This is a genomic window from Mesorhizobium sp. M0195, from assembly GCF_040322115.1.
GTDB lineage: Bacteria > Pseudomonadota > Alphaproteobacteria > Rhizobiales > Rhizobiaceae > Mesorhizobium.
The window spans coordinates 58,939-70,528 of the sequence record NZ_JAMYSV010000003.1 but is presented as its reverse complement, the minus strand read 5'-3'; the positions used below and the strand labels follow the sequence as shown (position 1 = coordinate 70,528).

The 11,590-nt window shown below is 61.8% G+C and carries 13 protein-coding genes; 8 read left to right on the top strand and 5 right to left on the bottom strand.

The features are described from left to right. Window positions 1-29: 29 nt before the first annotated feature. Both NKJ12_RS08525 and NKJ12_RS08520 read left to right on the top strand, forming a co-directional pair. A complete protein-coding gene (locus tag NKJ12_RS08525; protein ID WP_352702170.1) occupies window positions 30-1,031 on the top strand; it encodes a rhamnose ABC transporter substrate-binding protein in 1,002 nt (333 codons plus the stop codon). Window positions 1,032-1,117: 86 nt separating this feature from the next. Continuing rightward, window positions 1,118-1,879 carry a glutamine amidotransferase gene (locus NKJ12_RS08520; protein WP_352702167.1) on the top strand — a complete coding sequence of 254 codons (762 nt, stop codon included), beginning with the start codon at window positions 1,118-1,120 and terminating at the stop codon, window positions 1,877-1,879. A gap of 112 nt (window positions 1,880-1,991) precedes the next feature. Here the strand turns inward: NKJ12_RS08520 and NKJ12_RS08515 are convergent, their stop codons facing one another. The 4 genes from NKJ12_RS08515 to NKJ12_RS08500 all read right to left on the bottom strand — a co-directional run bounded on the left by NKJ12_RS08515 (window position 1,992) and on the right by NKJ12_RS08500 (window position 5,108). Beyond that, window positions 1,992-2,873: a YihY/virulence factor BrkB family protein gene (locus NKJ12_RS08515; protein WP_352702165.1), complete on the bottom strand. Its 882-nt coding sequence runs from the start codon at window positions 2,871-2,873 to the stop codon at window positions 1,992-1,994. A 201-nt stretch (window positions 2,874-3,074) separates the two neighbouring features. After that, complete coding sequence (locus NKJ12_RS08510; RefSeq protein ID WP_254820550.1) at window positions 3,075-3,428, bottom strand: TadE/TadG family type IV pilus assembly protein; 354 nt, start codon at window positions 3,426-3,428, stop codon at window positions 3,075-3,077. 40 nt (window positions 3,429-3,468) lie between these two features. Further along, window positions 3,469-3,888, bottom strand: coding sequence for a TadE/TadG family type IV pilus assembly protein (locus NKJ12_RS08505; protein ID WP_352702162.1), 420 nt, complete (start codon window positions 3,886-3,888; stop codon window positions 3,469-3,471). Between the two features lie 26 nt (window positions 3,889-3,914). After that, on the bottom strand, window positions 3,915-5,108 hold the full coding sequence (locus tag NKJ12_RS08500; RefSeq protein WP_352702160.1) for a pilus assembly protein TadG-related protein: 1,194 nt from the start codon (window positions 5,106-5,108) through the stop codon (window positions 3,915-3,917). A 421-nt stretch (window positions 5,109-5,529) separates the two neighbouring features. Here NKJ12_RS08500 and NKJ12_RS08495 point away from each other — a divergent pair, with 421 nt between their 5' ends. The 3 genes from NKJ12_RS08495 to NKJ12_RS08485 all read left to right on the top strand — a co-directional run bounded on the left by NKJ12_RS08495 (window position 5,530) and on the right by NKJ12_RS08485 (window position 7,580). Then, complete coding sequence (locus NKJ12_RS08495) at window positions 5,530-6,843, top strand: NAD(P)H-dependent oxidoreductase (protein WP_352644230.1); 1,314 nt, start codon at window positions 5,530-5,532, stop codon at window positions 6,841-6,843. Window positions 6,844-6,945: 102 nt separating this feature from the next. Further along, window positions 6,946-7,188 (top strand): type II toxin-antitoxin system VapB family antitoxin, encoded by a 243-nt coding sequence (locus tag NKJ12_RS08490; protein ID WP_254820546.1) that lies wholly within the window; start codon window positions 6,946-6,948, stop codon window positions 7,186-7,188. After that, window positions 7,188-7,580 carry a type II toxin-antitoxin system VapC family toxin gene (locus NKJ12_RS08485; RefSeq protein WP_352644228.1) on the top strand — a complete coding sequence of 131 codons (393 nt, stop codon included), beginning with the start codon at window positions 7,188-7,190 and terminating at the stop codon, window positions 7,578-7,580. The genes NKJ12_RS08490 and NKJ12_RS08485 overlap by 1 nt, the downstream gene beginning before the upstream one ends. Before the next feature lie 14 nt (window positions 7,581-7,594). Here the strand turns inward: NKJ12_RS08485 and proC are convergent, their stop codons facing one another. Then, entirely contained in the window at window positions 7,595-8,410 is an 816-nt protein-coding gene (gene proC / locus NKJ12_RS08480) for a pyrroline-5-carboxylate reductase (RefSeq protein ID WP_352644226.1), read from the bottom strand. 224 nt (window positions 8,411-8,634) lie between these two features. Between proC and NKJ12_RS08475 the strand changes: the two genes are divergently transcribed. The 3 genes from NKJ12_RS08475 (at window position 8,635) to NKJ12_RS08465 (ending at window position 11,488) form a co-directional block, all read left to right on the top strand. Continuing rightward, complete coding sequence (locus NKJ12_RS08475; RefSeq protein ID WP_352702158.1) at window positions 8,635-9,372, top strand: hypothetical protein; 738 nt, start codon at window positions 8,635-8,637, stop codon at window positions 9,370-9,372. Between the two features lie 201 nt (window positions 9,373-9,573). Continuing rightward, entirely contained in the window at window positions 9,574-10,473 is a 900-nt protein-coding gene (gene folD / locus NKJ12_RS08470; RefSeq protein WP_352644222.1) for a bifunctional methylenetetrahydrofolate dehydrogenase/methenyltetrahydrofolate cyclohydrolase FolD, read from the top strand. Window positions 10,474-10,489: 16 nt separating this feature from the next. Then, complete coding sequence (locus NKJ12_RS08465) at window positions 10,490-11,488, top strand: GlxA family transcriptional regulator (protein ID WP_254820541.1); 999 nt, start codon at window positions 10,490-10,492, stop codon at window positions 11,486-11,488. Window positions 11,489-11,590 lie beyond the last annotated feature (102 nt).

Below are 11,590 nucleotides of genomic sequence, written 5' to 3'. Positions count from 1 at the left end.
CAAGCCCGAATTTTGACGGAGGAGTCACAATGAAAGCGTTTAGATTAGCCCTGCTCGCGTCCGCGGTTCTGCTCGCGCCAACCTCGCTGGCGTTCAGCCAGGAATGCGCCAAGGAACCGGTAACGGTCGGTTTCCTGCCCAAGCTCGACACAGACCCCTACTTCAAGGTGGCCTTTGGCGGCGCACAGGAGGCAGCCAAGGAAATTGGCGGCACCGCCACCCAGGTCGCCCCATCGCAGGCGACTGCCGAGGCGCAGATCGAATTCATCAACAGCCTCGTGTCGCAGAAGGTCGGGGTCATCGCAATTGCCGGCAACGACGCCAATGCCGTCGCGCCGGCGCTGAAGCGCGCCGTTCAGCAGGGCGTCAGGGTGATTTCGTACGACTCCGATGTGGCTGTCGATGCCCGCGCGGTGTTTGTCAATCAGGTCAAGGGCGACAGTCTGGCAGAAATGATGCTGGAAAGTGCATTCGCCCTCAGCGGCGGTGAAGGCGAATTCGCGATCCTGTCGTCGACGCCGACGGCGACCAACCAGAATGCCTGGATCGACTTCATGAAGGCGAAGATGGCGGCCGAGCCGAAGTTCTCCAAGATGAAGCTGGTGCAGGTGGCCTATGGTGAAGAAAGCGAACAGATCAACCAGCAGCAGGCATTGGCGCTGGTCCAGGCGTTTCCCGATCTCAAGGTGATCATCGTCCCGGCAGGCATTGGCCTTCCAGCGGCCGCGCGTGCACTCGAGGAAGCGGGCATGATCGGCAAGGTCAAGCTGACCGGCCTCGCGCCGGCCACTCTGATCTCGAAATACATCAAGGACGGGGCGGCTCAGGATATCTGGTGGAACGTCACCGATCTTGGCTATCTTACCTATCAGACAGCCCAGGCGCTTGCGCAGTGCAAGATCACCGGCAAGGAGGGTGAGAAGTTCACGGCAGGCAGGCTCGGCGAATACACGATTGGCGCCGGCGGCGAACTGATCCTTGGTCCGGCCAAGATCGTGACCCCCGAAAATCTGGCCGAGTTCAAGTTCTGATTCTATGGAGCTCAAGCTCCAGAGGGGCGCCGGGTCCATCGGCGCCCTTCCTAAACCATCTCGAATGAAAACAGTGCAGGGCGGCAATGAAGATATTGCTTGCAGGCGAAACCTTTGCAGCGACGACCTCGGTTGCCATCGGCAGCGACGTGCTTACAAGTGCGGCCTCGACAAATGGCGCGACGGCCTTCAATGCCGCGCTTGCTAGTGAAGGCATCGCCGTCACGCAGATCGGCGGCGAGCGTTGCAGCGCGGAGTTTCCCTATGACCTCGATGGGCTCGCCCAATATCAGGCGGTGGTGATCTCCGACGTCGGCGCCCTGACATTGCTGGTCACGCCGGATGCCCGCGCCGGGCGTGTCGGCGTCAACCGCCTCGATGTGCTCAAGGCCTATGTCGAAGCTGGCGGCGGGCTGATGCTGGCCGGCGGTTACATGGGCTTTCAGGGCATGTTCGGGACGGCGCGTTTCCACGACACCCCGGTCGAGGACATTCTGCCGGTCCGTTGCCTACCCTACTGCGACGGCATGGAGGTGCCGCAAGGCCTGCAGGCCTCCATCCTGCAGTCGTCACATCCGATTTTTTCCGGGGTGGAGGGGCCTTTGCCGCCGATTCTCGGCATGAACAAGCTGGAATTCAGGCGCGACGGTTCGTCCCGGCTTCTGGCGACCTGCCACCACCGCGGCGCCGACTGGCCGCTCCTTGCGGTCGGCAGCTACAGCCGCGGCCGCACGATTGCATGGGCAACCGATATCGGCCCGCATTGGCTCTCGCAGGATTTCCTCGCATGGCCGTTCTACGGAAGACTGATGGCGAACATGGTCCGTTGGCTCGCCGGCGATGAATGAGGAAGCCGGACAACCAGGTTCACCCAGCGCGGTTGTCCTGGCGCGGCCGCTGCCGCGCGAGGCGCCGGTGACCAGCACCACCTTGCCGGCGAGGTGGAATTTCGGCGTAAACTCATTTGCCATGCAATTCCACCTTGTTCTTCAAATCGGTCCGGCTGCCGTGTCGGACCGAATAGGCTCGCGTGAATTCTGCGCCCAGCAGAAATATCTCCGCCGAATAATAGACCCATAACAGCACGACGAGCAGGGCGCCGGCCGCGCCGTATGACGATGAGATGGCGCTGGTTCCGATATACCAGCCAATCAGCGACTTGCCGATGGTGAACAGAAACCCGGTGACCACGGCGCCGAGGCCGACATCGCGCCATTGCAGGCTGCGGTCGGGCAGCACCTTGTAGATCGCGGCAAACAGCAGCGTGATCAGGACAAACGAGACGATCCCGTTGATGGCGCTGAGGATGATGGTGCCGAACGGCAGATAGGCGTTGATGACCTCTCCGAGCGCCGAAATTGCAGCGCTTACGACCAGCGACACCAGGAGCAGGAAACCAAGCGCGGCGACCAGGCCCAGGCTTGCAATGCGTGCCCGAACCAGCCGCGAGATCGTTGCCCCGCTCGGTTTGACTTTCCAGATTTCGTTCAGCGCCAACTGCATTTCGCCGAACACGCCGGATGCGGCGACGAACAGCGTGACCAGCCCCAGAATGCTGGCAAGGGTTCCCGCTTCCTTCTGCGAGGCGTTCTCGATCGTCGCCTGCAGCAGCTCGGCACTTTGCGGCCCCATCAGGCCGGCGATCTGTGCCGAAAGGGCGAGTTGCGCCGCCTCGTGCCCGAAGGCCATGCCGGCGATAGCGACAACGATGAGCAGGATCGGCGCAAGCGAAGTCGTGGCATAAAACGCTATCGCCGCCCCATGGCTCAGCGCATTGTCGTTGACGAAGCCGAGGATGCTTTGCCTGAGGAGTACCCAGCCCTCCGTCGCCAAGTTCCACATGTGGGCCTCGCATAATTGTCATTAAACAAGTAGCGGCGAGATAGAAGTGGGCGAGGGTAGTGGACGACCTGGCCGCCGGCTCTGAAAAAACCTCGCGGAGGCGCAGGTGTTGCTGGCCGAATTGCGGTAGCCCGCGAGAAACCGACGCAGCCGCTTTCGTTGAGCCGCTCACCCTTATTGCCTAAAGGAAATTGGACGCGCTCATGATCCAACCAATGGAACTGCGACAGTCGTCCCATAATTTATCGGATACCGATCGAAGTACGGGAACTCGATAACGAAAGCATACCTGGCCGTGAGATGTGCCATTCGAAAGCCGCCGTTGGGGGCGTCGATTGCTATTGTTACGTCTACGTCTTTCAATCCCAAAGTCAGCAATTTTGCCGTGGCTATGGCTTCTATCTCGGCCTGCGTCAGCGAGTTCTTCATCTGCAGCGCACGCGCGGACGTTTCCAGCGTATACCGAACACTGGACATGGCATTCAAGGCCCAGCCGAATGCGAAGACGCCGATCAAGACCATTATCAGAACAGGGGCGATCAGCGCGAACTCCAAAGCAGCTCCGCCTGATGCTCCCCGTATGAAGGCCCTCGCCTTAGCGAACACGGATCACCTGTTGGTGAGTGAGCTCGCGCGAGAGCGAAAACGCGCCGAAACTGAAGGGCGGTGACCAGGTGGCTGTCGCTTGGATTTCGACGAAAACCGCGGGAGCTTTCAAACTGTCGCACAGGACAGATGGATCGACCACGGTGGTCCCGCACATATATTTCCGGCTCAGCGTCACCTGCGCGTCGCCGGGATGGTTTTCCCAGCCTGAAAGAGCGACAGCTTGGATAGTCGCATCCTCGGCTGCTCCTTGCATCACGAGATTCGCCGCCGTTTTGACGCCTGCACGCATCGACAACGCGTTCGACACAAAAGACCAGCCGTCAATGATGCCAAGGAGTACCAGGCAAAGGATCGGCACAATCAGCGCAAACTCTACCGCGGCAGCACCCGAATCGCTGCGGAACATCCGGACTGCTGACCCTGTCACGAAGATTACTCGACAAGCTTAATGGATTGCGTCGCCGGAATGTCTCGCATTCCAAGGCTCGTGCAGTCCTGATTGACGTTCGCGTTGCCGGACCACTGCACGGTACTGGCGACGACCTGAGTGCAACCGCCTTTGCCCGAGAAATTGCCGAGATAATTAACGTCTTGCGTTGGAAAATACAAAGCGCCGGTCAAAAGCGAATCTGCGGTGCCATTAACCGTGTTCGATCCAGTCAGGTTGGCTTTGTCGCCGTAAAACAGCACCCCCGAATAGGTGCCCGACGTTGGTGCGCTGAGCTTGATGGTGGCCGTGCCGTTCATGCTGACGCCGGAGCTGCCGGCCAGATAAATGATGACTCCGTCGCCGGAAATATTCGCGTTCGAGTTCGCTTTGAAATCACCGCCTTGAATGACGTATATCCCGGGCGAAAGCGTTACATTGCCGCTCAAGCTGAGCCCCCTGCAGTATGTTCCAGGTTGCAACACCGACTGATTGCTGTTTCGACAGGGGTTCGTGGCCGGTGGCGCCGGCAAGTCGGCAAAAGGATCGGCAGCGGGCAACGCCTGGGTTATCGGCCTGGCGCACACGGTCGTCACGGGGTTGCTCAACGAAACACCGCCTGCCGATACCAGGCAATCGACCTGAAGGCTTGCCGATCCCTGAAGCTTGATGGCGTCCGCGGCTATCGAATTCGACATCACGACGCAGCCGTTCAGTTTGAGATTCGAACTGCCGGAAAAGAGCGCCGCTTTCGGAGCGGAATGATTGAGAGCTAGAGCGCAGGCCTTTGAGGCGTCGGTGATAAGAGCCACCGCTCTTGCCTGTGCGCCGACCGCATTTTGCGTGAATATCGATGTAAAAAACCGATCGAGGGTCTGATGAACGATGACCTCGACAGCCTTTTGGGCCACATTCGGGCCGGAGGACGGGGGCGTGAAGATTTCGATTGTGCCTGTCGACGGGTCCCAGCCATTCGTTGTCGCAGACAATGTCGCGGCGGAGACTATCGTTGGTTTGTCGGATCCTGAAACCTTTTCCAAAGCGCCAGCATAGGCTGCCGCATCCGCCACCGCTTGTAGCTTCAGGCCGCTGTAATACCAGTACGAAGTCTCAACGCCGAGACCCGCGCCGCCGACGACGATCGGCAACGACAGGGCAAAAATAGTGGCAACGTTGCCACTCTTGCCGGTTCGTCGCATGCAGAAAAAACGCCTGAAGATACGGGCACGCCAGTCCATTCCTCATTTAAGCCGGGATGCATAAAGGAATAACTAAGAATTTCCGTCCATTTCTTGGCTGTGATCCATTCAAACGGCGCTTAGCGGTTCTGCTGCACCCGTTCGCCGGTTGTGCCCTGAGAGGCATTTTCTAATATCTGAGAACGCGGACGTTGGGCCCACAGGACCGTCGGTAACACTTTGGCCGGGTGCATTGTCTTCACAGAAAGCAATCCGAATTTTGGGGCCAAGCGCAAGAAAACACCGCCGGCGGCCGGTTTCGTTGGCAAACCGTTACCGTTCCCTGCTATTCCCGCATCCTGATGCATGTTGCCCAAGTGTGCCGCGGTTTTGGGACAGCGACATGCACAAAACAAAGACGTAAAGCAGTGGACGCTCTCGTATGACCAATGTCGCCTTGACCGGGCTTGCCCGCGATCTTGCCAAGCGCGCCGCACAAGGCCGCCCGGTGCGCATCGGCGTCATCGGTTCCGGCGAGATGGGAACCGACCTGGTGACGCAAGGCATGCTGATGCCGGGCATTTCGGTTTGCGCGATCTCGACGCGCCGCCCGCATACGGCGCGTGATGCCATCCGCATCGCCTATGGCGACGAGGCGATGGCACGGGAGGCCAATACGCCGTCGAAGCTCAGCCAGGCGATCGAAAGCGGCAAGATCGCCATCACCTCGAACGAAATGCTGGTCACCAATCCGCTTATCGATGTCGTCATCGATGCTACCGGCAAGCCCGGCGTCGCCGCCGATTTCGACCTGATGGCGATGCAGCACGGCAAGCATCTGGTGATGATGAATGTCGAGGCCGACGTCACTATCGGCTGTTATCTGAAGCAGCAGGCCGACCGGCTCGGCGTCGTCTATTCGGTCGGCGCCGGCGACGAGCCGTCGAGCTGCATGGAGCTGATCGAGTTCGCCTCGGCGCTCGGCTACACCATCGTCTCCGCCGGCAAGGGCAAGAACAACCCGCTCAACCACGACGCCGTTCCCGACGACTATCGCGAGGAAGCGCTACGCCGCAACATGAATCCGCGCATGCTGGTCGAGTTCGTCGACGGCTCGAAAACCATGGTTGAGATGTGCGCCATTGCCAACGCCACCGGGCTGGTGCCCGACGTTCCCGGCATGCACGGCCCCAAGGCCGATCGCGACGAGCTGGTCAAGGTGCTGATCCCGCGCGAGCAGGGCGGCATCCTGTCGAAGAACGGCGTCGTCGACTACACCGTCGGCAAGGGCGTGGCGCCCGGCGTCTTCGTAATCGTCGAGGCGACGCATCCGCGCATCATCGAGCGCATGGACGATCTGCATATCGGCCACGGCCCCTATTACAGCTTCTTCAGGCCCTACCATCTGACCTCGCTGGAAGTGCCGCTGACGGCCGCTCGCATCGCGCTTTATGGCAAGCCCGACATGGTGCCGCTGCCACGGCCGGTGGCCGAGGTCTGCGCCGTGGCCAAGCGCGATCTGGCGACGGGCGAGACGTTCGATGCGATCGGCGAGACCTGCTACCGCTCCTGGACCATGACCGTCGAAGAAGCCCGCGCCCATCGCGCCGTGCCCGTCGGCCTGCTCGAAGGCGGCAAGGTGCTGAAACAGGTGCGGCAAGGCGAATTGCTCACCGCCGACAATGCCGCGCCCGACCCGACGACCAGGCTGTTCGCCTTGCGCCGGCTGCAGGACGGGATGCTGTATGGAGCGTAAGGCTCTCGACCGGTGAGCCGTCGCAATGGCCTCCGGCCGAGCACTGGCGTTGTCATGACGAATTCTCTATATTGTAGTGACGATGAAGGCGGAGGCGATTACATGAATCTTCAGATCAGGGATCCGCGCGCACGCGAACTGGCGCGAGAGCTTGCTGCCAAACGCAAGATTTCTATGACGGAAGCGGTCATCGAAGCGCTTGAATCCGAGTTGAAGCGGGAGAGCGGACGCATTCCCTTGGCCGAGCGGCTTGCTGCCATTGCCAACGACTTCAAGGCCAAGGCAGGCCAAGATGGTCGGGCTATGACGAAGGATGAGATCGATGAGATGTGGGGCCATTCCTGATGTTCGTCGACACCTCCGTGGTTGTCGCGATTCTTTCAGGCGAAGAGGATGCCGGCGAGTGGAGCAACCGCATCGAGGCAGCGCCCGCAAGAATAACTTCGGCGTTGGTGGTGCTTGAAGCGGCGATGCGGCTTTCGACGATGCTTGCCGTGCCGCCGGTTGTCGCCGGAGATGCGATAGAGGCGTTTCTTCGCGAGGCTGAAATCGAAATTGTGCCTATCGACGCCAGCGATGCCAAGCTCGCAATCCATGCATTTTCAGATTACGGAAAGGGGCGCGGACATCCCGCCCAGCTCAACTTAGCCGACTGCCTTTCTTATGCTTGCGCAAAAAGTCATGGCTCCGCACTGCTCTACAAGGGCAACGACTTTTCGCATACCGATCCCGCGTAATCCGCAATCGGCTGTTACTTCCCCAGTTCGATCGATCGCAGCCGCGCCGCTTCCACCGCCTCAGTGAGCAGGCGCGTCAGACGGTCCTCGCCCATCAGCACGGCAAGGGCGGCAGCCGTGGTGCCGTTGGGGCTGGTCACCTGCTGTCTAAGCACGCCGGGCTCCTCGCCGCTTTCGGCGGCAAGCGAGGCGGCGCCGTAGACCGTTTGCATGGCCAGGAGCTTCGCGACCTTGCCAGGCAGGCCGGCCTTCTCGGCGGCCACGGTCAGCGCTTCGATGAAGTGGAAGATATAGGCCGGCCCCGACCCGGAGACCGCCGTCACCGCGTCCATCAGGCCCTCGTCGCCGATATCGGCCACTTGCCCGTTTGCCGAAAGCAGGTCGGCGACAAGGCGTTTGGTGTCTTCGGAAACCAGCCTGTTGGGAAACAGCACCATCATGCCCTTGCCGATCGCCGCGGGCGTGTTGGGCATGCAGCGCAGGATCGGCGCACGATCGCCGAGAATGCCTTCGAACGTAGCGACCGGCGTCCCGGCGGCGATGCTGAGGAAAGTGGTTCGGCCATCGTTGAAGCGGATATAGCCAGCGGTGACGTCGCGGATCACCTGCGGCTTGACCGCTATCACGACGAGGGCCGGCACGGCGTCCGCCGGGATGGCGCCGGCGTCCGCGGCAGCAGAGCAGCCCAGTGCTTCGGCACGCTTGCGCAACTCGGCATTGGGCTCGACCACGAACACCGCAGCCGGAGCGAGCTTGCCGGCTTTCAGCCAGCCCGAAAGCATGGCGGAGCCCATATTGCCGCAACCGGCGAGAACAAGCCTGATCGTCATCGAAAGCCTCCCATAGAGATGGCTTCCCATAGCCGTTCGCGGCAGGGCGGGGAAGCCCCGTTGGGACTGTGATCAGGCGGAAACTCGGACCGTGCGGTTGGATGCGCATGTAGCCGCGCAGGCGCGCGGCGATCACATTAACCTTTTATTTTCTATGCGTGTTTAGCATCGCTTAACCAGTGGCGGTCGCGACGTCCCAGCCCGAGGGGGAAGCTCCAGAAACCATGGCTTATAGGAATAATCGTGAACACTGGAGGAACGAGCAGTCCCTGCTGTCGTTCGTCGAGGCAGCGCGCGACGAAGACGAAGCAGCGCTGGTTTCCCTGGAGGACCGTACAGCCCCGTCATGGCGCGAGGATGCCGCCACACGCCATCGTCTGGCCCGCTCGCGCCGCGAAGCGCGTGCCAGCCCGATCCTGTTGGCAGATGCCGGCATAGGCCAGCCCCATCCTGATGAGCCAAAGGCCGGCACCATGCTGATGGAAGAGGCTACAGCTGCCGATCGGTTTTTCGACCCCGTAGGCTCCCTTGACGGCCCCGATTCCGGTTCCGCTGATCGCGCCGCATACCCGGCAGCGCCGCCTCCCGCTCTGCCGGTCGAGGTCGCGCGCACCAAACGTCCGGGTCCGATCGGTGCCGTGTTGTCGGCGCTGAGCCGGCTCATGCCCGGCAGAGCGCCGGCGCAGAGGGCATCCGGTGAAACTTCCACCGCGACAAACTCAAGCGCAGCCATGTCGCCTGCCTTCTACCCGCAGCCGCTCTATGCCGGTCGGGCATCGTATCCGCAGCAACGCACGCCGCCGCATTCGGCACATACTCAGGCCTGGTCGAGGGACGCAATTCAGGCCTCGGAAGCCGCCGATCAGCAAAGCCAGATCGAGGAAATCCGCGCCAGCCTGCGCGAATTCCGCGAGGCGGTTCGCGAGCTCACCGAAAACCGCACGCATCGCCGCTATTTCTGAGCGTCGAATAAAACATGCCGGTTTCGAGTTAACGGCATGGGACGGCGCATTGACGGGATTGCCCGGCTCGATTTTCGTGAAAATGCCGCGCTGCATGTCCGCCCGCCCGCGCATGGTTCTGGGCAACGACCTGCATAAAAACATATCTGGAGCACGCCGCATGGATGCGGCAGGCTTAGCAATAGGCGTCGAGGGTGGTTCATGGCCGAGTTGATTGACGGAAAAAGCGTCGCCGAAGACGTGGTGCGGCGGGTCAAGACACTGACCGCCGAACTAGCGGAAAAAGGTGGGCAGCAGCCCGGTCTCGCGGTGGTCATCGTCGGCGAGGATCCGGCGAGCCAGGTCTATGTCGCATCCAAATCCCGTACCGCCAAGGAATGCGGCTTCCATTCGGTTCAGCACACGCTGCCGGCCGAAACCTCCGAGCCGGACCTTTTGAAGATCATCGGCCAGCTCAATGCCGATCCGGCCATCAACGGCATCCTGGTGCAGCTTCCGCTTCCCGGCCATATCGACGCCGGCAAGATCATCCAGACCATAGCGCCGGAGAAGGATGTCGACGGCTTCCACTTCATCAATGTCGGCAAGCTCGGCACCGGCGAGCTCGAGACCGCCTTCGTGCCTTGCACGCCGGCCGGCTCGATGCTGCTGATCGAACGGGTGCGCGGCAAGGACCTGTCCGGCCTCAATGCGGTCGTCGTCGGGCGTTCGAACATCGTCGGCAAACCGATGGCCAATCTTCTGCTTGCCGCCAACTGCACCGTCACCATCGCACACAGCCGCACCAGGGACCTGCCGGCGCTTGCCCGCACCGCCGATATTCTGGTTGCAGCCGTCGGCCGGCCCGAAATGGTCCGCGGTGACTGGGTCAAGCCTGGCGCAACCGTCATCGACGTCGGCATCAACCGCATCGCCGCATCTGAGAAGGGTGAAGGCAAGACCCGCCTCGTCGGCGATGTCGCCTTTGCCGAAGCAGCGACGGCGGCCGGCGCCATCACGCCGGTGCCTGGCGGCGTCGGACCGATGACCATTGCCATGCTGATGGCCAACACGCTAGCTTCCGCCTATCTCGCGGCCGGGTTGAAACGGCCTTCCTTCTGACCAGAAAGCAGCGTCCTTGCCGAACCTCACTGTTCCCTTAGAACGGCCGGTCACCAATGATCCCGTTCAGGGCGGCCGGCAGTTCGGGTTTCTGCTGGTCGACAAGTTCTCTATGTTCTCGCTGGCAGCGGCAATCGACACGTTCCGGTCGGCGAACCGGCTGCTCGGCCGCGATTTCTATGGCTGGACGACGGTGTCGGCCGACGGCGATGCCGTCATGGCGTCCAACGGCCTGCCGCTCAAGATCGACTACGCCGTCGCCGATCTGCCGCCGGTCGATATCCTGTTCGTCTCGGTCGGGCTGACGACGGAATTTCCCGGCAAGAGCAAGGTGCTGGCGGCGCTGCGCAGCTGGGGCCGGCGCGGTAATGCGCTCGGCGCGCTTTCGGTCGGCTCCTATCTGCTTGCCGAGGCAGGCCAGCTCGATGGCTATCGCTGCACCATCCATTGGGAAAACCGCGCCGGTTTCCTCGAGCGTTTCCCGGATATCAACTGCACCGGCAACGTCTTCGAGATCGACCGCAAGCGCTACACTTGCGCAGGCGGCACCACCTCGATCGACCTGATGCTGGAGATCGTGCGCGGTGATTTCGGTTCGAGCCTCGCCAATGGCGTCGCCAACCAGTTCCAGCATGAGCGCATCCGCTCGGCCGGTGACCGCCAGCGCGTCGGCCCGGAGCGCGACCTGACCGGCAAGTCGGAGAAGCTCCGCCGAATCGTCGAGCTGATGGCCGACCATCTCGACGAGCCGCTGTCGGCGGTGCAGCTTGCCAAGTCGGCGGGCCTGTCGGTGCGCCAGGTCGAGCGCCTGTTCCTGCGCCATCTCAGCGTGACGCCCGGGCGCTACTATATGCGGCTTAGGCTCGAGCGGGCGCGCGAACTGCTGCGCCAGACCAACATGCCGATCCTCGACGTGGCGATCGCCACCGGCTTCACCTCGCATTCCTATTTTGCCCAGAGCTATCGGCTGCAGTTCGGCCGGCCGCCTTCCGAGGAACGCCGCACGACCTATTGAGGGTTTTGCACAGCGGCGGCGCAGCTTCGTGCTCCAGCCGGGCTTGTGTCGCGACGCGGCGTCAAATAGCTTTCCGGCGCCGAGCGGCGGCGACTGATGGGG